The organism is Mesorhizobium sp. M1342, assembly GCF_040317955.1.
Lineage (GTDB): Bacteria > Pseudomonadota > Alphaproteobacteria > Rhizobiales > Rhizobiaceae > Mesorhizobium.
Genome location: NZ_JAMYLI010000016.1, coordinates 33,335 through 56,346, shown reverse-complemented (window position 1 = coordinate 56,346; position 23,012 = coordinate 33,335). Strand labels below are relative to the sequence as shown.

At 63.1% G+C, this 23,012-nt stretch carries 25 protein-coding genes; 14 read left to right on the top strand and 11 right to left on the bottom strand.

What is annotated here, in order from left to right:
- Window positions 1-4: 4 nt before the first annotated feature.
- From NKH06_RS18005 to NKH06_RS17975, 7 genes are all read left to right on the top strand, one after another.
- A complete protein-coding gene (locus NKH06_RS18005) occupies window positions 5-1,330 on the top strand; it encodes an ABC transporter substrate-binding protein (RefSeq protein ID WP_352677083.1) in 1,326 nt (441 codons plus the stop codon).
- Between the two features lie 193 nt (window positions 1,331-1,523).
- Window positions 1,524-2,375 (top strand): carbohydrate ABC transporter permease, encoded by an 852-nt coding sequence (locus NKH06_RS18000; RefSeq protein WP_372337954.1) that lies wholly within the window; start codon window positions 1,524-1,526, stop codon window positions 2,373-2,375.
- Window position 2,376: 1 nt separating this feature from the next.
- Window positions 2,377-3,270 carry a carbohydrate ABC transporter permease gene (locus NKH06_RS17995; protein WP_023810030.1) on the top strand — a complete coding sequence of 298 codons (894 nt, stop codon included), beginning with the start codon at window positions 2,377-2,379 and terminating at the stop codon, window positions 3,268-3,270.
- Between the two features lie 129 nt (window positions 3,271-3,399).
- A complete protein-coding gene (locus NKH06_RS17990) occupies window positions 3,400-4,011 on the top strand; it encodes a rod-binding protein (RefSeq protein ID WP_352441887.1) in 612 nt (203 codons plus the stop codon).
- A gap of 13 nt (window positions 4,012-4,024) precedes the next feature.
- On the top strand, window positions 4,025-4,450 hold the full coding sequence (locus tag NKH06_RS17985) for a hypothetical protein (RefSeq protein ID WP_023810032.1): 426 nt from the start codon (window positions 4,025-4,027) through the stop codon (window positions 4,448-4,450).
- 97 nt (window positions 4,451-4,547) lie between these two features.
- A complete protein-coding gene (locus tag NKH06_RS17980; RefSeq protein ID WP_023810033.1) occupies window positions 4,548-5,063 on the top strand; it encodes a hypothetical protein in 516 nt (171 codons plus the stop codon).
- 173 nt (window positions 5,064-5,236) lie between these two features.
- Window positions 5,237-5,545, top strand: coding sequence for an SCP2 sterol-binding domain-containing protein (locus NKH06_RS17975; protein WP_196815312.1), 309 nt, complete (start codon window positions 5,237-5,239; stop codon window positions 5,543-5,545).
- A 92-nt stretch (window positions 5,546-5,637) separates the two neighbouring features.
- Here the strand turns inward: NKH06_RS17975 and NKH06_RS17970 are convergent, their stop codons facing one another.
- On the bottom strand, window positions 5,638-6,207 hold the full coding sequence (locus NKH06_RS17970) for a GNAT family N-acetyltransferase (protein ID WP_023810035.1): 570 nt from the start codon (window positions 6,205-6,207) through the stop codon (window positions 5,638-5,640).
- Window positions 6,208-6,378: 171 nt separating this feature from the next.
- A complete protein-coding gene (gene odc2, locus NKH06_RS17965; RefSeq protein WP_023810036.1) occupies window positions 6,379-7,512 on the bottom strand; it encodes an ornithine/lysine decarboxylase in 1,134 nt (377 codons plus the stop codon).
- A gap of 540 nt (window positions 7,513-8,052) precedes the next feature.
- Here odc2 and NKH06_RS17960 point away from each other — a divergent pair.
- The 4 genes from NKH06_RS17960 (at window position 8,053) to NKH06_RS17945 (ending at window position 12,068) form a co-directional block, all read left to right on the top strand.
- The gene (locus tag NKH06_RS17960) at window positions 8,053-9,249 is read left to right on the top strand and encodes an amidase (protein WP_023810037.1); all 1,197 of its coding nucleotides are present in this window, start codon (window positions 8,053-8,055) and stop codon (window positions 9,247-9,249) included.
- Window positions 9,250-9,251: 2 nt separating this feature from the next.
- The gene (locus tag NKH06_RS17955; protein WP_352441886.1) at window positions 9,252-10,151 is read left to right on the top strand and encodes a LysR family transcriptional regulator; all 900 of its coding nucleotides are present in this window, start codon (window positions 9,252-9,254) and stop codon (window positions 10,149-10,151) included.
- Window positions 10,152-10,239: 88 nt separating this feature from the next.
- On the top strand, window positions 10,240-10,908 hold the full coding sequence (locus NKH06_RS17950; protein ID WP_352863322.1) for a DUF1007 family protein: 669 nt from the start codon (window positions 10,240-10,242) through the stop codon (window positions 10,906-10,908).
- Complete coding sequence (locus NKH06_RS17945) at window positions 10,905-12,068, top strand: nickel/cobalt transporter (RefSeq protein WP_352893601.1); 1,164 nt, start codon at window positions 10,905-10,907, stop codon at window positions 12,066-12,068. Before NKH06_RS17950 ends, NKH06_RS17945 begins: the two co-directional genes overlap by 4 nt.
- 25 nt (window positions 12,069-12,093) lie before the next feature.
- Here the strand turns inward: NKH06_RS17945 and denD are convergent, their stop codons facing one another.
- The 4 genes from denD to NKH06_RS17925 all read right to left on the bottom strand — a co-directional run bounded on the left by denD (window position 12,094) and on the right by NKH06_RS17925 (window position 15,075).
- Window positions 12,094-13,071 carry a D-erythronate dehydrogenase gene (gene denD, locus NKH06_RS17940; RefSeq protein WP_352893599.1) on the bottom strand — a complete coding sequence of 326 codons (978 nt, stop codon included), beginning with the start codon at window positions 13,069-13,071 and terminating at the stop codon, window positions 12,094-12,096.
- Window positions 13,072-13,087: 16 nt separating this feature from the next.
- Complete coding sequence (locus tag NKH06_RS17935; protein WP_352632630.1) at window positions 13,088-13,300, bottom strand: hypothetical protein; 213 nt, start codon at window positions 13,298-13,300, stop codon at window positions 13,088-13,090.
- A 78-nt stretch (window positions 13,301-13,378) separates the two neighbouring features.
- Window positions 13,379-14,362, bottom strand: a complete 984-nt coding sequence (locus tag NKH06_RS17930) for a cation diffusion facilitator family transporter (RefSeq protein WP_352893597.1) — start codon at window positions 14,360-14,362, stop codon at window positions 13,379-13,381.
- Between the two features lie 26 nt (window positions 14,363-14,388).
- Window positions 14,389-15,075, bottom strand: coding sequence for a GNAT family N-acetyltransferase (locus tag NKH06_RS17925; RefSeq protein WP_352893595.1), 687 nt, complete (start codon window positions 15,073-15,075; stop codon window positions 14,389-14,391).
- An 83-nt stretch (window positions 15,076-15,158) separates the two neighbouring features.
- Here NKH06_RS17925 and NKH06_RS17920 point away from each other — a divergent pair, with 83 nt between their 5' ends.
- Both NKH06_RS17920 and NKH06_RS17915 read left to right on the top strand, forming a co-directional pair.
- Window positions 15,159-16,343: a pyridoxal phosphate-dependent aminotransferase gene (locus NKH06_RS17920; RefSeq protein WP_352863312.1), complete on the top strand. Its 1,185-nt coding sequence runs from the start codon at window positions 15,159-15,161 to the stop codon at window positions 16,341-16,343.
- A gap of 58 nt (window positions 16,344-16,401) precedes the next feature.
- Entirely contained in the window at window positions 16,402-16,776 is a 375-nt protein-coding gene (locus NKH06_RS17915) for a YciI family protein (protein ID WP_352893594.1), read from the top strand.
- Here the strand turns inward: NKH06_RS17915 and NKH06_RS17910 are convergent, their stop codons facing one another.
- From NKH06_RS17910 to trhO, 3 genes are all read right to left on the bottom strand, one after another.
- Window positions 16,777-17,532 carry an SDR family oxidoreductase gene (locus NKH06_RS17910; RefSeq protein WP_352893592.1) on the bottom strand — a complete coding sequence of 252 codons (756 nt, stop codon included), beginning with the start codon at window positions 17,530-17,532 and terminating at the stop codon, window positions 16,777-16,779.
- 258 nt (window positions 17,533-17,790) lie between these two features.
- Window positions 17,791-18,528: a tellurite resistance TerB family protein gene (locus NKH06_RS17905; protein ID WP_127809400.1), complete on the bottom strand. Its 738-nt coding sequence runs from the start codon at window positions 18,526-18,528 to the stop codon at window positions 17,791-17,793.
- A gap of 116 nt (window positions 18,529-18,644) precedes the next feature.
- Window positions 18,645-19,565, bottom strand: a complete 921-nt coding sequence (gene trhO, locus NKH06_RS17900; RefSeq protein WP_352893590.1) for an oxygen-dependent tRNA uridine(34) hydroxylase TrhO — start codon at window positions 19,563-19,565, stop codon at window positions 18,645-18,647.
- Between the two features lie 297 nt (window positions 19,566-19,862).
- On the opposite strand from trhO, the gene NKH06_RS17895 reads away from it, so the two are divergent.
- Window positions 19,863-20,501, top strand: coding sequence for a 2-dehydro-3-deoxy-phosphogluconate aldolase (locus tag NKH06_RS17895; RefSeq protein WP_352610349.1), 639 nt, complete (start codon window positions 19,863-19,865; stop codon window positions 20,499-20,501).
- 73 nt (window positions 20,502-20,574) lie between these two features.
- On the opposite strand, the gene NKH06_RS17890 is transcribed toward NKH06_RS17895, so the two are convergent.
- Window positions 20,575-20,766, bottom strand: coding sequence for a hypothetical protein (locus NKH06_RS17890; protein ID WP_023810050.1), 192 nt, complete (start codon window positions 20,764-20,766; stop codon window positions 20,575-20,577).
- A 165-nt stretch (window positions 20,767-20,931) separates the two neighbouring features.
- Complete coding sequence (locus NKH06_RS17885) at window positions 20,932-22,758, bottom strand: peptidoglycan L,D-endopeptidase MepK (RefSeq protein WP_352893588.1); 1,827 nt, start codon at window positions 22,756-22,758, stop codon at window positions 20,932-20,934.
- Window positions 22,759-23,012: the final 254 nt, after the last annotated feature.

Below are 23,012 nucleotides of genomic sequence, written 5' to 3'. Positions count from 1 at the left end.
GAGCATGAAGTTCACCAGACGCGACGTGATCCGCACCACCGCCGGCGCGGCGGCGGGTGCCTTGGGAAGTCGGTTCATCAGCTCTCCGGCCCTTGCCCAGGACGGACTGAAATACAAACCCGAGGATGGCGCCAAGCTTAGACTGCTGCGCTGGTCGCCTTTCGTCCAGGGCGACGAGGACCAATGGCTGGCCAACACCAAGCGCTTCATCGAAGCGACCGGTGTCGAGGTTCGCGTCGACAAGGAAAGCTGGGAGGACATTCGTCCCAAGGCGGCGGTCGCCGCCAATGTCGGGTCCGGCCCCGACCTGATGTTCGTCTGGTTCGATGACCCGCACCAATATCCCGACAAGCTGCACGACGTGAGCGAACTGGGTGAGTATCTAGGCGCGAAATACGGTGGCTGGCACGAGGGACCTAAGCAATATGCGACACGCGCCGGGAAGTTCGTCGGCCTGCCCCTGGCCACGATCGGCAATGCCATCGTCTATCGGGAAAGCTGGGTGAAAGAGGCCGGCTTTTCGGAGTTTCCCAAGGATACGAAAGGCTTCCTGGAACTTTGCAAGGCCTTGCAAGCGAAGGGACATCCGGCCGGCTTCACGCATGGCCATGGCGTCGGCGACGGCAACAACTATGCTCATTGGCTGCTGTGGAGCCATGGCGGCCAGATGGTAGACGAGAGTGGCAAGGTAACGATCAACAGCCCCGAGACCCTCAAGGCGATCGAATACGCGCAGGAGCTCTACAAGACCTTCATTCCAGGCACTGAAAGCTGGCTCGACGTCAACAACAACCGCGCCTTCCTGGCCGGCGAACTGGGGGTGATCGCCAATGGAATTTCCGCCTACAACACGGCCAAGATCAACAAGGACAAAGATCCAAAGCTGGCTGAAATCGCCAAGGACATACGCACGACCAACCTGCCCATCGGTCCTGTCGGCAAATCCGTCGAATTGTTCCAGGTGACCACGGCTGTCATCTTCAATTACACGCCCTACCCCAACGCGGCTAAGGCGTATTTGCAGTTCATGTTCGAGGAACCGCAAATGAAGGACTGGATCACCTCCTCGGCCGGATATTGCTGCCAGACACTGAAGGCATTCGACAACAACCCCGTATGGACCGCCGATCCCAACAACGCCGCTTACGCCAAGGCTTCGGCTACTCTGCGGCCTAACGGCTATGCCGGGCCGCTCGGCTATGCCTCGGCGGCAACCATGGCCGACTACGTGCTGGTCGACATGTTCGCCAAAGCGGTGACCGGCCAGGCGACGCCGCAAGAGGCAATGGAAGAGGCCGAGAAGCGGGCAAATCGCTATTATCGCGTTTGAGCCTGCTCAGCCGGGCAGCGCGGCTGCCCGGCTGGCTTCGGATTGCGTCGCGGCCGATCCGGCCTATCAATGAGACCTCAGCAGGAGCCAACCCATGGCCGTGCCGTCAGCTGCTATCCAGCCGCGATCTTCGATCTTCTCACGGATTCTGTCGCGCTGGAGCGAAAGTCGGAACGCACTTGGCTTCGGCTTCATGCTTCCGGCGGCTGCACTGCTGCTTGTCTTCCTGACCTATCCGCTGGGGCTCGGCGTTTGGCTCGGCTTCACCGATGCCCGCATCGGCCGCCCCGGCATCTTCATCGGCATCGAAAACTATGAATATCTGTGGAGCGACGCCGTCTTCTGGCTCTCCGTCTTCAACACCTTGCTCTATACAATCAGCGCTTCGATCCTGAAATTCGCGCTCGGCCTCTGGCTAGCGCTCCTCCTCAACCAGAACCTTCCCTTCAAATCGTTCTTCCGCGCGATTGTCCTGCTGCCGTGGGTGGTGCCGACGGTGCTCTCGGCCATCGCCTTCTGGTGGATCTACGATTCGCAGTTCTCCATCCTGTCGTGGGCGCTCATGGAAATGGGACTGATCGATCACCGCATCAATTTCCTTGGCGATCCGGAGAACGCACGCGCCTCGGTGATCGCTGCCAATGTCTGGCGCGGCATTCCTTTCGTGGCCATCACGCTGCTGGCCGGCCTGCAGACGATTCCCCAATCGCTTTACGAGGCCGCGACGCTCGACGGCGCCAGCCGTTGGCAGTTGTTCCGCTATGTGACGCTGCCGCTGCTGACGCCGATCATCGCCATCACCATGACCTTTTCGGTCCTGTTCACCTTCACCGATTTCCAGCTGATCTATGTGCTGACTCGCGGCGGGCCGGTGAATGCCACCCATCTGATGGCAACGCTCTCGTTCCAGCGCGGCATTTCCGGCGGCCAGCTTGGCGAGGGAGCCGCGATCGCGGTGGCGATGATCCCATTCCTGCTAGCGGCGATCCTTTTCAGCTATTTCGGCTTGCAACGTCGTAAATGGCAGCAGGGCGGTGGAGACTGACATGGCCGCGATCGAAACGAACAATCGTCCGAACACGGATGAAGGCGGCATGGGCTATCTCCAGAGCCTGCCCCGGCGCGTGGTGACCGTTTATCTGCCGCTCCTGATCTTCGTCATCGTGCTGCTGTTCCCGTTCTACTGGATGACGATCACGGCGGTGAAACCCAATCTCGAGATGACGGATTATGCCAATTTCAATCCGTTCTGGGTCGTCCATCCGACACTCGAGCATATTCGGTATCTGCTCTTCGACACATCCTATCCGGGCTGGCTTCTCAACACGATCATCATCTCGACCGCCGCAACTTTCCTGTCGCTGCTGGCGGCGGTTTTCGCTGCCTATGCGATCGAACGCTTGAGGTTTTCCGGGGCGCGGCAGGTCGGCTTGGCGATCTTCCTGGCCTATCTCGTGCCGCCCTCGATTCTGTTCATTCCCCTGTCGGTGATGGTTTTCAACCTCGGCCTTTACGATACGCCGTTCGCGCTGATCCTCACCTATCCGACGTTCCTCATTCCATTCTGCACGTGGCTCTTGATGGGCTACTTCCGCTCGATCCCTTTCGAACTGGAAGAATGCGCGCTGATCGACGGCGCCAGCCGCTGGCAAATCCTGACCAAGATAGTTCTGCCGCTGTCGGTGCCTGGCCTGATTTCCGCCGGCATCTTCGCTTTCACCCTGTCATGGAACGAATTCATCTACGCTTTGACTTTTATCCAGTCGTCCGAAAACAAGACCGTGCCGGTCGGCGTGCTTACCGAGCTCGTACGTTCGGACGTCTATGAATGGGGAGCCCTGATGGCAGGCGCGCTGATCGGCTCCCTGCCGGTGGTGGTGCTCTATTCATTCTTTGTCGAGCACTACGTCTCCTCGATGACGGGCGCGGTCAAGGAGTGAAGCTGAGGCGGAAATCGACGATGGAAAAAACTGCCCGACAACGCATGGCGCGAAGCCGGCAGCTTCGATCCGATCCCCGCACTTCCGCTCCCTCTCCTTCCCGCAAGCCTGCCACAAGCTTGTTGAGGCATGGTCTGGCTAAGGAAAACCGGTAAAAGGCGGACTTTCTTGGCGATTTCTCCACCCAGCGACATCGTTATGGATGTGGCCCGAGCCGTCGACCCGGCGGATATCGAGACCGCCCGCGCCGCGCTGGCAAAGCGGGCCGGCGGCGCTGCGGGCACGTTTTCACTCGACACCGCCGCTTCGGTCGATGCCGGCTCGATCCTGTCGCGCGCCACCGCCGACAAGGCCGCCGCTGCAACCGACCCGGCCAACAAATTCAAGAAGTTCGAGGCGATGGTGCTGCAGACCTTCATCCAGAACATGCTGCCAAAGGATACCGAGGGCGTCTACGGCAAGGGCCTGGCCGGCGACATGTGGAAATCGCAGCTTGCCGAGCGGGTCGCGGACGTGATGGCCGAACGCGGTGGCATCGGCATCGCCAAGTCGATGCTTGCCGACCACTATCTCGAAGGCAAGCGCGTGGTTCCGGTCGGTCCGGTTTCGGGCGGGTTGGAAAAGACCGAGATCGACCAGCAAAACAGCCTGTCGACCTCGCTGGTCCACCAATTGCAGCGCAAGGCTGCGGGGTCGATGACCGGTGACGAGACGACCATAAAAACAAACATCAAGATCTAAACTGGGAAACGCCATGGCCGACTTTTCGGAATCCACCCCCAACCTGCCAGTACGCACGACGGCGTCGGAAGCGCCGATCCCGTTCGCGCGGCCCGGCAACCTCGCCGCCATCATCGGTCGCATCGAGGAAGTGGTCGAGGAAGAGACCGCCGGTATCCGCAACGCGACCAACTATGATCTCAAGGCGTCGAACGCCCGCAAGAGCCGCTACCTCTACGAGTTGACCCGCGCCATGAAGGGCGGCAGCGAAGCCGAATTCCTCGAACAGCACCGCGAGGGCCTGACCCGGCTGCGCCAGAAGCTGGCGAAGAACGAAGCGGCGATCCTGGCGCATCTCAGCGCGGTCAACGAAGTCGCCAGCCTGCTGCGGCACGCCATCCAGCGCGCCGAGACCGACGGCACCTACTCCGCCGGCGAGTTCGGCTGGATGAAGGCATGATGCCGAACACGAGCGACACTTCGGAGATACTGCCGAAGCAACGGCGCAGTGCCGCGTCGCCTTCGCAAGGGACGGATCAAGGGACTGACAAGAGCCGATGATCAAGGTCATCGCCATCGCCGTCTGGATTTGCGCCGCAACCCTCGGCGCCGTGTTCTATTCTTTCCAGGCGGCCGGCGAGCGCGGTGTCGGCGAAACGCCGAAGCCGATGCTGGGCGGTCTCGACTACGTCAAGACCGACATCATTTCGGTGCCGCTGATCCGCGATTCTGAGATCGGCGGCTATTTCCTGACCAAGCTCGTCTACACCGTCGAACCCGAGCAGATAAAGAAGCTGTCCATTCCGGCCGAAGCGCTGATCACCGACCAGGTCTATTCCTACCTCTATTCCAATCCGCAGATCGACTTCACCAACAAGGCGACCATCGATCTCGATGCCTTCCGCGCCGCAATCCGCGATACCGTCAACGCGCGTGTCGGCGCGCCTTTGGTGCATGAGGTTCTGATCGACCAGGTCAATTTCCTGTCGAAGGACGAAATCCGCGACAACTGGCTGCGCCGCAAGAAAAGCGAAACGGCGACCGAAATGACCAAGGCGTTCAAGGAACACTGAGTTGCCCTGCTCACAGGCCTGGTCACATCGAGCCTCGCCTGCCGCAAGGGCAGGAACCAGCCACCCGAATCCGCGTTGACGTAAACGTCAACCCAAAGCTATATGCGGCAGCGACCGTGATCGCGAAACCGCGGCATGGGCTTCGGCTGGATCGAAGCGCCGTTGCGAGACAGATGCAACCAGACAAGGAGAACAGCGTGAGCGTTCAGAAGATTGCCGAGAAGATCAAGTCGCGGGTGGCCAGCAGCGGGTTCGATCGTTCCGTGAAATTCGACACCGGCAGCGACGGCGTCATCGTCATCGACGGCGCAACCGTCTCGAACACCGATGCACCCACCGACTGCACCATCAAGCTCTCGCTCGACGATCTGGATTCGCTGATCGCTGGCGACCTGAACCCGACAATGGCGTTCATGACCGGCAAGATAAAGGTCGAAGGCGACATGACCGTCGCCATGGCGCTCAGCCAGCTGATCGGCTGAAGGCATCCAGCCGCCCAGGCGGCACCCACCAAGCGCAAAAACGCCGCCTTTTCGGGCGGCGTTTTTGCATGAAATGCTGCCGGCTTCGTGTCTCAGGCCGCCGATATCAGTTCCTGCGCCTTCAGCTTGCGGCCGGCCGCCTTCAGCGTGCCGTGCACGCCGTCAAGCGCGCCTTCCACCAGTTCCAGCGCCAGCAGGCGGTGCCGCTCATAGGGTCCTGGCATGGCAAGTGAACCGGTCTTCTCGGCCGAGAAGCCGAAGCGCGCGTAATAGGGCGCATCGCCGACCAAAAGGATAGCGGCATGGCCGAGACGCGCCGCTTCGGCGATGGCATGGCGCATCAGCGCCGAGCCGATGCCGGCATTCTTGAGCGACGGGTCGACGGCAAGCGGGCCAAGCAGCAGCGCGGCCGCACCGCCCTCGCCCAGCCTGACATCCCACAGCCGCACGGTGCCGGCCACGCCGCCCAAAGCATCGCGGGCGACGAAGGCCAGCCCTTCCGAGGGCCGCCGGCCACGCCGCAACTTCTCCGACGACTTTTTCCTGCGCTTCGGCCCCATGGCCCGATCGAGCAACGCCTCGCGCGCCGCAACATCGGCGGCGGCTTCGGCGACCATCCCAAAGGCCGGTGCGTGGCCCCCAATTTCAACTGGCATTTCCATTTCAAATGACATTTCCATTTCCGCAATCCCTGGCGAGCGGAGATCTGTTCCACAGGCGAGCCCGGGTGGACGACAGGCGCCCACCTGGGATGATCTGATCGGCTCTCTCAGCGCATTTTCAGGCGAAGTTGTGTCCGGTTCGCCGTCCGAAAATGCGCTGAGGAAGCGCCGTCAGATCACGTAGGATCGGAGAGGCTCGAAGCCGTTGAAGGCGACCGCCGAGTAGGTGGTCGTGTAGGCGCCGGTGCCTTCGATCAGCACCTCGTCGCCGATCGTCAGCGACAAAGGCAGCGGATAGGGCGTCTTCTCGTACATCACGTCGGCCGAATCGCAGGTCGGGCCGGCGAGCACGCAGGGCGCTGTCTCCGTGCCGTCATGCGCGGTGACGATCGGGTAGCGGATCGCCTCGTCCATCGTCTCGGCCAAGCCGCCGAACTTGCCGATGTCGAGGAACACCCAGCGCACATTGTCGTTGGCCGCTTTCTTCGAGATCAGCACGACTTCCGACTTGATGACGCCGGCATTGCCGACCATGCCACGGCCCGGCTCGATGATGGTCTCGGGAAGCGCATTGCCGAAATGCTTGCGCAGCGCCGAGAAGATCGCCTGGCCATAGGCCTGGGCGGCCGGCACGTCACGCAGATAGCGCGTCGGGAAACCACCGCCCATATTGACCATCTTCAAGACGATGCCTTCTTCGGCGAGCGTCGCGAACACCACCTTGGCGTCGGCCAGCGCACGGTCCCAGGCGGTCAGGTCGGTCTGCTGCGAGCCGACATGGAACGACACGCCATAGGCGTCGAGGCCGAGCCCCTTGGCATGGCGCAGCACGTCGACGGCCATCGCCGGCACGCAGCCGAACTTGCGCGACAGCGGCCATTCCGCGCCCTCGCCATCGGTCAGCACGCGGCAGAACACGCGCGCGCCTGGAGCGACGCGGGCGATCTTCTCGACCTCTTCGACGCAGTCGACCGCGAACAGGCGGATGCCGAGCTGGTAGGCGCGTGCGATGTCACGCTCCTTCTTGATGGTGTTGCCGAAGGAGATGCGGTCCGCCGGCGCACCAGCGTCCATCGCCATCTCGACTTCGGCAACGGAAGCGGTGTCGAAGGACGAGCCCATCGCAGCAAGCAGGCGCAGGATTTCCGGCGCCGGGTTTGCTTTCACAGCATAGTAGATCTTGGAATCAGGCAGCGCCTTCTCGAAGGCGCGGAAATTGTCGCGCACGACATCGAGGTCGACGACGAGGCAGGGGCCGGTCGGACGTCGGGTGGCGAGAAAGTCAAGAATGCGCTGGGTGGCCATCGGGGTCTCTCCATCAGCGCCTTTCGGCGCGCAATAAGGCTGCGGGACGCGGGCTGTCGGCCTCGCGAACTCGCGGTGGACAAAGGCGGGACGGAAATTCATGGAACCAGCCGGTGGAGACCCCGGAACCATGAAGCGCCGTCTCGCGGCGGTGAACCTTGGCCTTGCCCGGCCTCGGTTCGCTTTGTCTGCCTTGGCTTGGATGGGAGACCCGTCCGCACTGCCGGCAATGAAGGTGTGCCTCTTCAGTAACCCCGGTTTTTGGACAACCGGCAGAACACCAGAAAGGCCCGCACCGTCGTTGCTTCAAGGTGTCCTCGGGCTGGCGGTTGGCCGCTAGACCGACTGGAGGGGTTAGCTCCAGTTACCTTACCGATTTCCCTCACCATTCGAGGATCGGCGGACACCCACAGGCACGTGCGACTTTGGGCAAGCGCGATATAAGGGCGAAGACTTTCACAATCAATAAAAATCGTATCGCAGGTTGTAAAATTTCTGGCGTCGAACAATGTTGCGGCAACCGTATCCGGATATCGAACGATGACAGGCACGCACGGCCCTCTCAACGCCTTTCTCGATCTTCGCCAGATGCCAGTGGCACATGCCCAGCTAGGCCCGCTGGCCGGCCTGCGGCTGGCCGTCAAGGACATCTACGACGTCGCCGGCTACCGCACCGGTTGCGGCAATTTGCAAAAATTCGCCGAAAGCCACGCAGCCTCGCGCACCGCACCCGCCGTGCAGATGATCCTCGATGCCGGCGCACGCTTCGTCGGCAAGACGCAGACCGACGAGCTTGCCTTCGCGCTGTTCGGCCAGAATGCGCATTTCTCGTTTCCGGTGAACCCGGCGGCACCCGACCGCGTCACAGGCGGCTCCTCATCGGGATCGGCGGCGGCGGTGGCGGGCAGGCTGGCCGATATCGCCACCGGCTCCGACACCGGCGGCTCGATCCGCGCCCCGGCGAGCTTTTGCGGACTGATCGGGCTGCGCACCACGCATGGCCGCATTCCGCTCGACGGCACGATGAAGCTGGCGCCGAGCCTCGACACGTTCGGCTGGTTCGCCGATGACATCGAGACCTACGAAACCGTCGGCAAGCTGCTGCTCGGCCGCGATCCGCACCAGCATGTGTTGGACCGGCCGCTGGCACTGGATTGGCTGGATGGATTGGTCGCCCGCCCGGCGCTTGCCGAATATGGTGAAATGAAGGGGCTGGCGGGCAAGGTCTTCGGCGCGCCGATGACGCCGGGAGTGCGCTTCTCCTCATCTCCCGATGAACTCTACTGGTGCTTTCGCCGGCTGCAGGCCAGGGAGGCCTGGGCGGTGCATGGCGAATGGATCACCAGCGGCGAGCGCGGCCTTGGCCCCGGCGTCGAGGAGCGTTTCGGCTTTGGCCGCGCCGTCGACGACAAGACAGCCCAGGCCGAGAAGGTGCGACGTCTGACCTTTCGCGGCGAACTGAGCGCCCTGCTCGGCAAGAACGGCTTCCTTGTCCTGCCGACGGTGCCTGGTCCGGCACCTTACGTGGACAGCACGCCGGAGCAGTTCCAGGCCTATCGCGAACGGGCGCTCCAACTTCTGTGCCTGGCCGGCCTGTCCGGTTTTCCACAGATCACACTGCCCGTCGGCTCGGTCGCCGGCGCCCCGTTCGGCCTGTCGCTGCTTGGCCCTTCCGGCAGCGACATTGCCCTGATACGGCTCGGCCGGAAACTTCTCGACGCGGCACGAAAGGCCTGACCATGGACACACTGACGCGCATGCGTGCCTTCATCGACGTGGTCGAGGCCGAGGGCTTTTCGGCGGCGGCGCGCAAGATCGGCCGTTCCAAGGCCTTGCTGTCGAAATATGTGCGCGAGTTGGAGGACGAACTCGGCGCTTTGCTGCTCAACCGCACCACGCGCCAGTTCTCGATGACAGAGGCCGGCCACACCTATTACCGGCGCGCCTCGGAGATCGTGCGCGAGGTCGACAGCCTGGCCGACGCGGTGCGTGAATCCTCCGGTGACGTGCGCGGCCGGATCAAGCTGTCGGCGCCGCGCACCTTCGCCGATGCGCCGATCGGCCAGTCCCTGATCGACTTCGCCAAGCAGCATCCCGACATCGTCCTCGACATCCAGCTCGACGACCGCTTCGTCGATCTGGTCGAGGAGGGCTTCGATCTTGCGGTGCGCATCTCGCGGCTGGAGAACTCGTCGCTGATCGCCAGGCGGCTGGCGCCGTTTTCGATAAAGCTCTGCGCCTCCCCCGAACTGATCGCCAAGCATGGCATGCCGACAAGGCCGCAGGATCTCAGCCGCATGCCTTGCATCGTCGACACCAATGGCCGCGGACTGAACAATTGGCCGTTCAAGGGCGACAATGGCGATCCGGTGAGCGTTTCGGTGTCGGGTCCGATCGAGGTCAACAGCCCGATGACGGCGAGAGCCGCGGCCGTGGCGGGGCTCGGATTTTCCGTACTGCCGGATTTCATCGCCGCGCCTGACCTCGCGAGCGGCCGCCTGGTGGCGGTGATGGATGACCGCATCCTGTCCGGCGGCGGCATTTTTGCCGTCTACCCGCACCGCCGCTATCTGCCTGCGAAAGTCCGCGTCTTTGTCGACTTCCTGGTGCAGTGGTTCAGGACGCGTGAAGCTGCCTGATCGGTTTTAGCCCTCTCGCGGTCCCAATTTCGCCCCCTTTCTGGTAACTCTCGACATCTCTCCGAGGCCAATGGAATCGCGACCGAGAATGCACCTGAAACGGCACGCAATCATGCTGGCTTCGGCCTTGGCGGCGACCTTTGCCGCCACCGGACCGGCTGAGGTGCATCCACACGTCTTCGCCGAGGCCCGCCTCGATGTGATCCTCTCCCCGGATCACCAAAGTGTGAAGGCACTGCGTCATCTCTGGCGCTTCGACGATCTGTTTTCCAGCACGGTGATGATGGAGTTTGACAAGAACTCCGACCTGAAGCTCGACGACAACGAGCTCAAGGAAGTCGCCGACACCGTCCACGCCTCGCTGGCCGAGTTCAATTACTTCCAGCTCGTCACCGTGGACGGCAAGGACGTGGCGATGACGCCGCCGCCGCATCTGATGGCCAATTTCGACAACGACCAGTTGATCATCCTGTTCGAGTCCGAACCGAAGGAGCCGATCAAGCTCAACGGCAAGATCGACATCGGCGTCTACGATCCGACGTTCTACACGGCGATCGACTTCACCGAGGACTCCAACATCACGGTTGAAGGCCTGCCGTCGAACTGCACCAGCAAGGTGATCCGTCCGGACCCGGACGAGGCGATCAAGGAAAACCAGAAGACCCTTACCGATGCCTTCTTCAACGATCCGACCGGCACCGACATGAGCAAGATCTTTGCCACCAAGCTCGAACTGACCTGTCAGCCAGAAGGATGAAACCGGTGACGAAACCGTCCCTGCGTTTGGCATTCGGCCTGTTAGCCCTCACTGTTGCCATGATGCATTTTGCCAACTCCGCCCATGCTCAGAGTTCGCTCGGCATCGGCGTCAATGACGGCATCGCGCCCAGCACCGGCCCCTTCGCCCACATCCTGATGTGGATCAATCTGCGGCAGCAGGAATTCTATCGCGCGCTGGCAACCGCGATGAAGGCGATGCGCCAGGACGGCAGCAAGATTTGGATACTCGTCGGCCTGTCCTTCGCCTACGGCATCTTCCATGCCGCCGGCCCCGGTCACGGCAAGGCGGTGATCTCGTCCTACATGGTCGCCAACGAAGTGGCACTACGCCGCGGCATCCTGCTGTCCTTCATCTCGGCGCTGCTGCAAGGCCTCACAGCGGTCGCGGTGATGGGAGTCGCCTATTTCGTCCTGCGCGGCACCTCCGTGTCGATGACGGACGCGGCCTGGTTCATGGAGGTCATGAGCTTTGTCTTCGTCACCCTGTTCGGCGCCTGGCTGCTGTGGCGCAAGCTCGGCCCTGCCGTCCTGCGCCTGTTCGGCAAAGGTCCAGCCTACAGCCTGTCGGCGGCGCACGCCGGCCATTCTCATGGTGGCCATTCGCATGCAGGTCATTCGCATGCGGCCCATGGCCATTCGCACGCCCTGCACGCGCATGACGATCACGACCATGCGCACAGCCATTCGCACGATCATTACGACCATGGTGCGCACGGCCATGATCATGGCACACACGATCACGCGGCGGGCGAGGTCTGCGATACCTGCGGCCATTCGCATGCGCCCGACCCGGCCCTGCTGTCGGGCGATCGCTTCGACTGGCGCACGGCCTGGTCGGCGGTGGCGGCGGTCGGCATCCGCCCCTGCTCCGGGGCGCTGATCGTGCTCAGCTTCGCGCTTCTCAACGGGCTCTGGCTCGGCGGTCTGCTGTCGGTGCTGGCGATGTCGCTGGGGACCGCGATCACCGTCTCGGCGCTGGCCACACTTGCGGTGACCGCCAAGAACTGGGCGGTGTACTTCGCCGGAGACGGCCGCATGGGCAACCGCATCCACTCGATCGTCGAGATCGGCGGCGCCGCCTTCGTGTTCCTGTTCGGACTGTTGCTTTTGTCGGCAAGCCTGGCGTCAGGCGGGTGATTTTCCCCACCGTGGTGCTGCGGATTTAACTCGCGATCTTGCCGCCCAGCTCATCCTCGATATGCGCGCGGATGATCTCGTCGAAACTCTTTTCGGCGACAAAGCCGAGTTCCCTTGAGCGCCGCGCCTCGAACCTTGTCGGCCAGCCCTTGACGATCGCCCAGATCGTTTCGTCCGGCTCCTCGCGGATCAGGCTCGCCGCCTTCGGCCCGGCGATACTTTCCAGCGCCTCGATCTGCTCGCCGACGGAGACGGCGACGCCGGGCATCGTCAGGTTGCGGCGCGGCCCGACGGCGGCGCCATCGATCTGGGCCGCATGGATCAGGAAATTGACCGCCGAACGCGGGCTGGCGTGGGTGTGCACGACGGAGCGCGGCACCGGCAGGATCGCCTCGTGGCCGCTCAAGGGCTCACGGATGATGCCTGAGAAGAAGCCGGACGCCGCCTTGTTCGGCTTGCCGGGCCGCACGCAGATGGTCGGCAGCCGGATGCCGATGCCGTCGAAGAAACCGCGCCTGGAATAGTCGGCCAGCAGCGCTTCGCTCATCTGCTTCTGCGTGCCGTAGGAGGTCAGCGGCGTCGGATGGAAGTCATCGGGTATGACATCCGGGAACGGTGCACCGAACACCGCGATCGACGAGGTGAAGACGACACGCGGTGCAAAGCCCGCCAGGCGGATGGCATCGAACAGCGCCCGCGTGCCGTCGAGATTGACGCGGTAGCCGAGTTCGAAATTCGCCTCCGCCTCGCCGGACACGATGCCGGCGAGATGGAAGACGACATCGGGGCGCGATGCGACCAGGCGTTCGGTGGCACCCGCCTCGGCAAGATCGCTGGTGTGGAGGGTGATGCTGACCCCGTCCATGACCGGCGCCTGCGGCGGCACGATATCGTGCAGGTCGAGCGCGGTGATCTTGCCGCCGCGCAGCATGCCGTCCTTGGCCAGCCGGGCGATGAGCTTGCGGCCGACCATGCCCGCGGCGCCGGTGATCAGAATGCGCATGTCGAAAATCCCTTGCCTATTTACCCTGGTTTTTGCGTTGGTTGCGCGCGCGCAGCCAGAACACCGAGAAAAACGCTAGCACGAAGACGATGCCGAAGGCGCCGGCCAGCACGGTCGAAAGGCTGCCGAGGGCCAGCATCACGGTCGGCAGATAGTAGGCGCCGATGCCGAACAGAAGCATGATCCACACCGCTGCGATGGCCGCATTCCTGGTGTCACGATCCATCATGACGCGTCCGGGCAGTGGGCGTTCATCAAGCTGGTTTTCAAGGTTTGGAACTCCTGAGGCAGGACCAATCGATCGGTCCTAGTGATGGTGGTCGTGGTGCGCGGCCGCTTCATGCCCGTGCCCGTGGCCGTGCTCGTGGCTATCGTCGGCGCACTGTCCGAATTCCGGTTCCACGGTGGCATGGCTGATGCCGTGCTCGCTGGCAAGCCGCTTCTTGACGGCGCTGACCGCCTGGTGCGCGTCGACGCCCTCGTCGAGACAGGCATGCAGCGTCGCCATGTTGCTGGTTCCGTCGAGCGACCAGACATGCATGTGATGCACTTCGCGGACGCCCCGGACCGTCGCTTCGATGTCCCTGGCGATCAGATCGCGGTCGAGGCTGGGTGGCACACCCTCGAGCAGGACATGGGCGGCGGCGCGCATCAGCGACCACGCCGTATACAGGATCAGCAGCGAGACCAGGACCGACAGGATCGGGTCGATCGGCGTCCAGCCGGTCGTCAGAATGACCAACGCCGCCGCGATGGCGGCGGCTGAGCCGAGCAGATCGCCCAGCACATGCAGGATGGCGCCGCGCATGTTCAGGTTCTCGCGGTCGCCGCCATGCAGCACCAGGAAGGAGCCGATATTGACCAGCAGGCCGAGGATCGCCACCACCAGCATCGGCCCACCAAGCACCGGCGCCGGCGCCTGCAGCCGCCCCCAGGCCTCGTAGACGATCCACAGCGCGATGACGAAGATGGCAATGCCGTTTGTATAGGCCACCAGCGTCTTGACCCTGCCGAAGCCATAGGTGAGGCGAACGGTCGCCGGACGTCCCGCGAGATGAAACGCGTACCAGGCAAGGCCGAGCGCGATCGAATCGGCGAGCATGTGGCCTGCATCGGCCAGCAGCGCCAGCGACCCGGTGAGGATACCGCCAAGCGCTTCGGCGACCATGAAGCCGCCGGTCAGGCAGGCCGCGATAAGCACGCGTTTCTTGTCGGTCGAGCCATGCACATGACCCGGCCCATGATCGTGCCCAGTGTGATCATGCCCGCTGTGATCGTGGGTGTGGGCCAATGGCAACTCCCGTTACGCGCCTGATCTCACGCACCGAACTGCGCGCGACAATCCTCAAGCCGTCGCTTCTGCTGGCCGTCGCTATCGAAATTGGCCGGATCGAGCCACGCTTCATAGGCTTTGCTTAAGGCTGGCCACTCCTTGTCGATGATCGAATACCATGCCGTATCGCGGTTTTCACCCTTGACGATCAGATGCTGGCGGAAAATGCCCTCGAACTTGAAGCCGAACCGTTCGGCGGCCCGCTTCGACGGCTCGTTGCGGTTGTTGCACTTCCATTCGTAGCGGCGATAGCCGAGTTCGTCGAAGATGTATTTCATGAACAGGAACTGCGCTTCGGTCGCTCCCGGCTTGCGCGAGATGAGCGGACCCCAATAGATGTTGCCGATCTCGATGACGCCGTAGGCCGGATCGATGCGCATCAGGGTCTGGCGCCCGGCGACCTTGCCGCTGGCCTTGTCGATGACGGCAAAGAACAGCGGATCCTCGCTGGCCTCGACCTTGTCCAGCCAGGGTTGGAAGGCAACGCGGGTTTCAGGCGGATAGTCGGGCAGCCAGGCGAAGCGGCCATCGACATCGGACACGGAAGACGCCTCATAGAGCTCATCGCCGTGTTTTGCGGCGCTCAGCGGCTCAAGCCGGACATAGCTTCCGTCGATGGCCTTGCGTTCGGGCCGCGGGCGCGGTTGCCAATCTTTCAGATTTTCCGTCACCGAAAGCTCCAATCCGTTTGACTTTTGCCAGCCGAAGCTCACAAAAACGCGACCCAACAGCAAGAACCACACGGACGGGAAAAATGCTCCACACGATTTCGGCTTTCGACCGTCTCGGCGAGGAAAATGCCTTCGCGGTGCTGGCACGGGCAACAGCACTGGCCCAACAGGGCCGCGACATCGTCAATCTCGGCATCGGCCAGCCCGACTTCAAGACGCCGCAGCACATCGTCGAGGCGGCGATCAAGGCGCTGCGCGACGGCCATCACGGCTACACGCCGGCCAATGGCCTGCTGGCAACGCGCGAGGCGGTGGTGCGGCGCACGCTGACCACCACCGGCGTCGAGATATCGCCTGAAACGGTGATGATCCTGCCCGGCGGCAAGCCGACCATGTTCGCCGCGATCCTGATGTTCGGCGAGCCTGGCGCCGAGATCCTTTATCCCGATCCGGGCTTCCCCATCTACCGCTCGATGATCGAGTTCACCGGTGCGGCACCTATTCCAGTACCCATGCGCGAGGAAAACGGCTTTGCCTTCTCCGCCGAGGAGACGCTGGCGCTGATCACCTCGAAGACCAGGCTGTTGATCCTCAACTCACCTGCCAACCCGACCGGCGGCGTCACGCCGCGGGCCGAGATCGAGAAGCTGGTCAAGGGGCTGGAGGCGCATCCCCAGGTCGCCATCCTCTCCGACGAAATCTACGACGTGATGACCTATGACGGCGAGACGCATTGCTCGCTGCTTGGCTTTCCCGAGATCCGCGACCGGCTGATCGTGCTCAATGGCTGGTCGAAGACCTGGGCGATGACCGGCTGGCGCATGGGCTGGTCGATCTGGCCGAATGGCGACAAGGGCGCTCACCTCTACGACAAGGTGCGCAAGCTGGCGGTCAATTGCTGGTCTTGCGTCAACGCGCCGAGCCAGTTTGCCGGCATCGCGGCCATCGACGGCCCGCAGGACGATGTCGACAAGATGATGCGCGCTTTCGACCGCCGCAGGAAGATCGTGGTCGAGGGATTGAACGCCCTGCCCAACATTACCTGCATCACGCCCAAGGGCGCGTTCTATGCCTTCCCCAACGTCTCGAAGACCGGCTGGAAAGCAAAGAAGCTCGCTTCGACGCTGCTCGACGAGGCCGGCGTGGCATTGATCGGCGGCCCCGATTTCGGCATTCTCGGCGAAGGCTATATCAGGCTCTCCTACGCCAACTCCGAGGAGAACATCTTGCGGGCACTGGAGCGGATCGGAGCGTTCCTGGGCAAGTGAGGCTGTCGGGCCTAGCGACCGGCGCTGGATGTTTGCAATCACGACAGAAGGTGACTCGATGTTTTACGCCATCCTCGCCTACCATGTGGAAGGAGCCATCACCGCGCTGACGCCGGAGCAGGACGCGGCATTGATGGTCGACCTGCTCGAAATTAACGATCGGCTTTACCGGGAAGGCAATCTTGGCCCATCGGCGCGGCTTGGGGCGACCCAGTCGGCCTGCACCTTGCGCGGACCGGGCGACGGAACCGTTTTTGACGGGCCGTTCGCCGAGACGAAGGAGCAACTCCTCGGTCTCTATGTCGTCGACTGCGCGACACGTGACGATGCGATCGTTATCGCCCGCGACCTGCGCCGCGTTAATCCGACCGCCATCTACGAAATCCGTCCAATCGCGCTCTACCTGCCGGGCGTGCCGTTGGCTGGGAAATAACTATCCACGCCCGACGAACGGCATCTTGGTCGCCATCACCGTCATGAACAGCACGTTGGCGTCGAGCGGCAGGCTGGCCATGTGGACAACGGCGTCGGCAACGTGCTGAACGTCCATCACCGCTTCGGCTGATATCGAGCCGTTGGCCTGCGGCACGCCGACCGTCATCGGCTGCGCCATGTCGGTCAGCGCGTTGCCGATGTCGATTTGCCCGCAGGCAATGTCATAGGGTCTTCCGTCCAGCGCCAGCGTCTTGGTCAGCCCGGTGATGGCATGCTTGGTCGCCGTGTAGGGCACCGAGCCCGGGCGCGGCGTATAGGCCGACACCGAACCGTTGTTGATGATGCGGCCACCCATCGGCTTCTGCTTGCGCATGGCGCCAAAGGCGGCACGGGCACACAGGAACGAACCGGTGAGATTGACGCCGACGATATCGTTCCACACTTCGACCGGTATCTCGTCGATTGGCGCCGATTTGTAGCCCATGCCGGCATTGTTGAAGAGCAGGTCGACACGGCCGAAGGCCGCCGCCACGGTCTCGAACAGATCGTCGACCTCGCCTGCCTTGCTGATATCGCAGGCTACCGCCAAGGCCTTGGCGTCGGTGCGGCCGGCCTCGGCGACCGCAGCGTCCAGCACCGACTTGCGGCGCCCGCAAAATACCGTGTTCCAGCCGTTCTTGAGCAGCGCCGTGGCGACGCTCTTGCCGATGCCCGTGCCGGCCCCGGTGACGATGGCGGTTCTTTGCTCGGTCATGGCTGTTGTCCTCCGGCAGAGCTGCGCTTGCTCGACTGATTTTCGGGTTTTGGCTCGAAAAAGGAAGGCATCGCAAATGACGGCGGCGATGGCAAGCGTGTCCATCCGATCGGGCCGACAAAAAGGGCGGCCATTGGCGACCGCCCCTGATCTGAACCGGGCTTGGGAGGAGGAAAAGCCGATCCGACTGTGTTGAATGATGCGCTTGCTGGGTTAACGAGAGGTTAACCCGGAAAGTGCCTCCTGTGCCGTTTTGGCCTACCAGCGCGGATTGGGTGATGTCCCTGCCTTGGCCGGCACCTTGGCCGCCGAAACCGTTGCCTCGACATGGTCGACCAGCGCGTCCGGCAGGCCGAGCCGGCCTGCAAGCAGGTCGAGATAGCCACGCTCGGCGCGGGTGTCGGGATCGATGGTCAGGCGCGATGCCGTGTAGAGTTCGAGCTTCTGCGCGTCGGTCTTGGCGCCGGCCACCAGCGTGTCGAGGTCGAGCGGGCTTGCCAGCTCCGCCATCAGGAACTTTTCGGCATCGGAGTCTATGCCGGCCAGGCTGAGCTTGCCGGCGATCTTCTGGCGCTCTTCATCGTCGATATGGCCATCGGCCTTCGCCGCCGAGATCATCGCCCGTATCAGGGTCAGCGTGAATTCGTCCTCGCCTTGCGGCGCCTGCGACGGGTGGAAGGCGGTGTCCTTGGGCGGCGGCAGCAATTCCGGTTCGCCGGCCGCCGGTGCTTCGGCGGGTGCGTTGCCGGCCTTGTAGTTCTGGTAGGCCTTGTAGGCGAGACCGCCGATGGCAGCCAGTCCGCCAAGCTTCACCGCGGCGCCCGTTACGTTACGACCGGCACCAGTTCCAAGTAGCACGGCGGCCAGTGCGCCGGCGGCCAGCGGATTGTCCTTGGCCATCTGCACGGCCTGCCCCGCCTTGTCGCGAACGGTGCCGCTGGTGCCGGGGATTTGCGAGCCGAGCAGATCGTCGAGAAGCTTCTTGGGATCGAACATTCAGTGCCTCCAGGATTTGCCCGGCCGAACGGGCAGGTTTCGAACGTCGAAGACGTAAGTCCCGAAACTTGACATTGCAATGACAGCGGCCGCTTTGCAGCAGCTCGATGCCTGGATCAGGAGCCGATATGCGGCTCTCTGCCCCGCGCCTGCGCAAGCTCGACCTGGCGCTGGCGCTCGGCATAACGCTGGCGGTCCTCGTCCGAACGCGCATCGAAACAATGCGGGCAGGAAATACCGGCGGCGAATTTGGGCGACGTCAGGTCGCCCGGTGTCAGCGGGTGGCGGCAGGCCCGGCACAGTTCCGCTTCGCCCTCGGCGAGGCCGTGCGACACCGAAACGCGCTCGTCGAAGACGAAGCACTCGCCTTGCCAGAGGCTCTGTTCGGCCGGAACCTCTTCAAGGTATTTGAGGATGCCGCCCTTGAGATGAAAGACATCCTCGAAGCCGAGCGATTTGACATAGGCGGTTGCCTTTTCGCAGCGTATGCCGCCGGTGCAGAACATCGCCACCTTGCGACCTTCGAACGCCCCCCGGTGCGCCTCCACCCAGGCCGGGAACTCGCGGAAGCTTGCGGTGGCCGGGTCGATCGCACCCCTGAATGTGCCGATCGACACCTCGTAGGCGTTGCGCGTGTCGATGATGACAGTGCTGGGCTGCGAAATCAGCGCGTTCCAGTCGGCCGGCGCGACATAGGTGCCGGCACTTTTCGAAGGATCGATGTCGTCGACACCCATGGTAACGATCTCGCGCTTCAGCCGCACCTTCATGCGGTGGAACGGCATGTCCGCGGCTGCGCTGTACTTGACCTCGAGGCCAGCCAGCCCTTCGATGGCTTCAAGGTACAGGATCAGTTCGGCAATTGCCGTCTCGCTGCCGGCGACGGTGCCGTTGATGCCTTCATGCGCCAGAAGCAGCGTGCCCTTGATGCCGCGCCCGCAGCAGAAGGCGGCGAGCGGCGCGCGCAGTTCTTCGAAAGCGTCGAGCCGGGCAAACCGATAGAGCGCTGCGACGCGGAAGGGCGGAAGGGATGTCATTGCCGAAGCCACTAAACGCTCACGAAAGCCGATTCAAGGCAGAGCAAGCATCCTGTTCGGAGGTCACTGGCGCAAATCTGCACCATGGGCGAATTTGTACCATAGCTGAGGTCAGGGAGTCAAGAAAAAATTCCTATCCTGAAACAAAACTGCCGACACCGCCGAGCTGACAGCCGCCTTTGTGAGCTAAGCCTGGCGAGCATGGGCGACGCGTGACATCGCGACACGGCCGGTTTCGTGGACAGGAAAACGGCCTTCTGCTAATCGGTTGAATTGTCCCACGCCACGGAGAGACACATGCCCAGCAAGACCGAAAAACTCCTGTCGCTCCTCAACGGCCAGCCGGTCATCCCGGTGCTGAAGATCTCTGATGTCGCCAATGCCGTGCCGCTGGCGCGCGCGCTGGCGCGCGGCGGCCTGCCGGCAATCGAGATCACGCTGAGGACCGCCGATGCGCTGGAAGCGATCCGGCGGGTCGCTGGTGAAGTCGAGGACGCCATCGTCGGCGCCGGCACCATTCTCAATGCCAGGCAGTTCGAAGAGGCGGCTGCCGCGGGCTCGCGCTTCATCGTCAGCCCCGGCATCACCCGCGAGCTTCTGTCGGCAGCCGCCGGCAGCGATGTTCCGTTGCTGCCCGGCGCCATCACACCCGGCGAGATCATGGCCGCGCGGGAAGCCGGCTTGCGCTTCCTGAAATTCTTCCCGGCCGAGCAGTCGGGCGGCATCGCTTCGCTGAAGGCCTTCGCCTCACCGCTCGCCGATGTGAAATTCTGCCCGACCGGCGGCATCTCGGCCAAGAACGCGGCTGACTATCTAAGCCTGCCCAACGTGGTCTGCGTCGGCGGTTCCTGGGTGGCGCCCGACGACCTCGTCAAGGCCGGCAAGTGGGACGAGATCGAAGCCCTGGCGCGCGCGGCGAGCAAGCTTGCGAAATAAGGCTTCGGCCACGGCACGAAAAAACCCGGCCGACTCGCGTCGACCGGGTTTGCCAAATCGGCTCCGAACCGGATCAGCTACAGACCCGAACCTTTTCAACCACCCTGTGGTGATGCTTCCAGCTTGTGACCACCTTGGTCCGGCAATGCTTCTTCATGTGCATACGGTCATGAGTCTTGACGACAATGGTCTCGGCCTGCGTAGGGGCGATGGCCGCCGAAGCGGTTGCCAATGCGATGACCGATGCCAATAGGATGTTCTTCATGGATCTCCCCGGGTTTGAACGAACCTACATTAACCCGGGGAATAGGCCGACCGTTCCGGCTTCACGAGAAGTTCAGCCGCGCGTGACCGTGCGGGCTGGCCCGGTTCGCTGAACAACAAAAAGCCGCGCTGGTTGCCCGGCGCGGCTTTGTCGATTGATTTGCCGTCACTTGGTCTGGAAGCGGGCCACCGACATGAACTTGACGGCGTTGCCGGTGAAGCGATTGGCATCGGCCACCTGGCTGCTCGGCTGGAAGCCGGCCGTGTAGACCTCGCTCGGCGGCGTGTGCACGATGCTGTAGGCGTAGCCCGGCGCCGTCGTCGCGCTTGAAACGGTGGCGACATGCTCGCCGCTGGTCAGCGCCCAGCGGGCGGCCTGCGGTGCGGCTGCAACCACCATGGCCTTGGGGCCTGGCTTCAGGTCGCGGGCGGTGGCTCTCGATTCCTTGCGGGTCGTCTTGACGCCGGCGCCGATCGCGGCGGCCGGATCGGAACCGGCCGGACGGGCAACGACAGCATCGCGCGGCGATGCGGCGTTGGTGCCCGGATCGTTGAACGCCGAACGCGGCTCGGATCCGGACAAGGAAGCAAGCTGGTAATCGGCCGCACCGACCTGTGCATTGGCCTCGTCGAGCACGGCCTTGACCGCATCCGGCCTGGCCATCTCGGGCCGCGCCGTCGGCAGCACCGAGAACGCATCGGTCGCGGTCTTGCCTTGATCAGCCGTCTCGGCCAGCGCCATCAGCACATCCTTGCTGGGCGGCGCAGCCAGAGCGGCCGGCAGCGAATTGTCGGGACGCCATGTCGGCAACGGTATGTTGTTGACCGCGATCTGGGCCGGATTAGCCGAAGCCGTTGCATCGGCCAAGCCGAAAGGAACGCTCGCCGGCGCATGCGCGGTCGCCACGGCCTGCTCGGTGGTGGCTGTCGCCTCCGCCATCGCAAAAGGAACGTTCTCAGGCTGCTGAGCGCCGACATCGGCTTTCGGCCGCGGTGCGAAATCCGGCAGCGGAATGCTTCGGGCCGGCAATGCCGCGATGATCGTCTCCGGCGTGTCCTCTTCCGGCTCCGGAGCCTGCTGCTCGGTCACCTGCGGAATCTCGGCGCGCCGCGCATTCTCCGGCGCCACGATGGCAATGCCCGGGAGGTTGCTGGTCTTGGCTGCCGCTGCCGGCTTCAGGTTTCTCGCCTTGGGCGGGGGGGCGGCCGAAGCGGTCTGCACATCGGCGCTGTCGTCGGCCTCGTCGTCGCCGCCGCCGCCAAAGAAAGCCGACAGGAAGCCACCTGACTTCTTGCTGCTGCCGCCAGCACTGGCCATTTCGATCGCCGGCGAGCCTGAACCCTTGCGCGCCTTGTAGGAGGCGAGCGCCTGCTCAAAGCCGGGCAGCGGCCTGCCGTCGCTCGGCACATGCAGCGTCTTGCCATTGGGGAACAGGCTGACCAGTTCCTGCCGGCTGATACCCGGCCAATGGCGCACATTGCCGACATCCATGTGGACGAACGGCGAACCGGATGACGGATAGTAGCCGACGCCGCCGCCCTGCATCTTGAGACCGATGTTACGCAGCTTCTTCAGCGGCACGCCGGGGATGTAAAAATCCATCGCCTTGCCGAGCATGTGCTGGCTCTTCTCGGCGACGCCCCTGCTGCGGCCGCGCAGCATCGAGTTCGTCGACGGCGAACGATAGCCGCAGACGACCTGGATGTAGTCCGTGGCACCTGCTTCCCGATATGCCTCCCAGACCAGATCCAGCAGACGCGGATCCATCTTGGTCGGCTCGTTGCGACGCCAGTCGCGCAAAATGATGTTGATCTTCCTGAGACCCTCGGGAACGTAGCGGCCGTTGCGCTTGTAGACGATCTCGGCCTTCTCATGGGTGTGGAGATGATAAAGCTTCAGCGACCGTGTTTCGGCGCTGGCTCCGCTCGCAGCCGCGGCAACAAAACCAAAAGCGACAATCAACACCGCCAGCCATTTCGGCCAGACGCTCAAATGATGATGCCGCCCGTTTGTGTGTCGTTCGATTCTGTTCAAATCAAAAGGCCCTGCAGGCTGCCGTTTGTCCCCGGATTTGTCCAAACGGATGTGTCGTTATCACATCCGAATATCGATCCTAATGGTTAATCATCGCTTATTGAAGCCGAAATGCGGTAACACCGTGGCGATATCCAGTCAAAAATTGTTCACAGGGTTTCTTGGTAAACCGCTGGTTTAGATCATGTTTCCGCCTTCGTTCGGAACACGAT

Excerpts from the sequence above, each read along its gene's own strand:
- NKH06_RS18005 (WP_352677083.1), top strand. The coding sequence starts at position 5 with ATGAAGTTCACCAGACGCGACGTGATCCGCACCACCGCCGGCGCGGCG.
- NKH06_RS18000 (WP_372337954.1), top strand. The coding sequence starts at position 1,524 with ATGCTTCCGGCGGCTGCACTGCTGCTTGTCTTCCTGACCTATCCGCTG.
- NKH06_RS17995 (WP_023810030.1), top strand. The coding sequence starts at position 2,377 with ATGGCCGCGATCGAAACGAACAATCGTCCGAACACGGATGAAGGCGGC.
- NKH06_RS17990 (WP_352441887.1), top strand. The coding sequence starts at position 3,400 with ATGGTCTGGCTAAGGAAAACCGGTAAAAGGCGGACTTTCTTGGCGATT.
- NKH06_RS17985 (WP_023810032.1), top strand. The coding sequence starts at position 4,025 with ATGGCCGACTTTTCGGAATCCACCCCCAACCTGCCAGTACGCACGACG.
- NKH06_RS17980 (WP_023810033.1), top strand. The coding sequence starts at position 4,548 with ATGATCAAGGTCATCGCCATCGCCGTCTGGATTTGCGCCGCAACCCTC.
- NKH06_RS17975 (WP_196815312.1), top strand. The coding sequence starts at position 5,237 with ATGCAACCAGACAAGGAGAACAGCGTGAGCGTTCAGAAGATTGCCGAG.
- NKH06_RS17970 (WP_023810035.1), bottom strand. The coding sequence starts at position 6,207 with ATGGAAATGCCAGTTGAAATTGGGGGCCACGCACCGGCCTTTGGGATG.
- odc2 (WP_023810036.1), bottom strand. The coding sequence starts at position 7,512 with ATGGCCACCCAGCGCATTCTTGACTTTCTCGCCACCCGACGTCCGACC.
- NKH06_RS17960 (WP_023810037.1), top strand. The coding sequence starts at position 8,053 with ATGACAGGCACGCACGGCCCTCTCAACGCCTTTCTCGATCTTCGCCAG.
- NKH06_RS17955 (WP_352441886.1), top strand. The coding sequence starts at position 9,252 with ATGGACACACTGACGCGCATGCGTGCCTTCATCGACGTGGTCGAGGCC.
- NKH06_RS17950 (WP_352863322.1), top strand. The coding sequence starts at position 10,240 with ATGCACCTGAAACGGCACGCAATCATGCTGGCTTCGGCCTTGGCGGCG.
- NKH06_RS17945 (WP_352893601.1), top strand. The coding sequence starts at position 10,905 with ATGAAACCGGTGACGAAACCGTCCCTGCGTTTGGCATTCGGCCTGTTA.
- denD (WP_352893599.1), bottom strand. The coding sequence starts at position 13,071 with ATGCGCATTCTGATCACCGGCGCCGCGGGCATGGTCGGCCGCAAGCTC.
- NKH06_RS17935 (WP_352632630.1), bottom strand. The coding sequence starts at position 13,300 with ATGATGGATCGTGACACCAGGAATGCGGCCATCGCAGCGGTGTGGATC.
- NKH06_RS17920 (WP_352863312.1), top strand. The coding sequence starts at position 15,159 with ATGCTCCACACGATTTCGGCTTTCGACCGTCTCGGCGAGGAAAATGCC.
- NKH06_RS17915 (WP_352893594.1), top strand. The coding sequence starts at position 16,402 with ATGTTTTACGCCATCCTCGCCTACCATGTGGAAGGAGCCATCACCGCG.
- NKH06_RS17910 (WP_352893592.1), bottom strand. The coding sequence starts at position 17,532 with ATGACCGAGCAAAGAACCGCCATCGTCACCGGGGCCGGCACGGGCATC.
- NKH06_RS17905 (WP_127809400.1), bottom strand. The coding sequence starts at position 18,528 with ATGTTCGATCCCAAGAAGCTTCTCGACGATCTGCTCGGCTCGCAAATC.
- trhO (WP_352893590.1), bottom strand. The coding sequence starts at position 19,565 with ATGACATCCCTTCCGCCCTTCCGCGTCGCAGCGCTCTATCGGTTTGCC.
- NKH06_RS17895 (WP_352610349.1), top strand. The coding sequence starts at position 19,863 with ATGCCCAGCAAGACCGAAAAACTCCTGTCGCTCCTCAACGGCCAGCCG.
- NKH06_RS17890 (WP_023810050.1), bottom strand. The coding sequence starts at position 20,766 with ATGAAGAACATCCTATTGGCATCGGTCATCGCATTGGCAACCGCTTCG.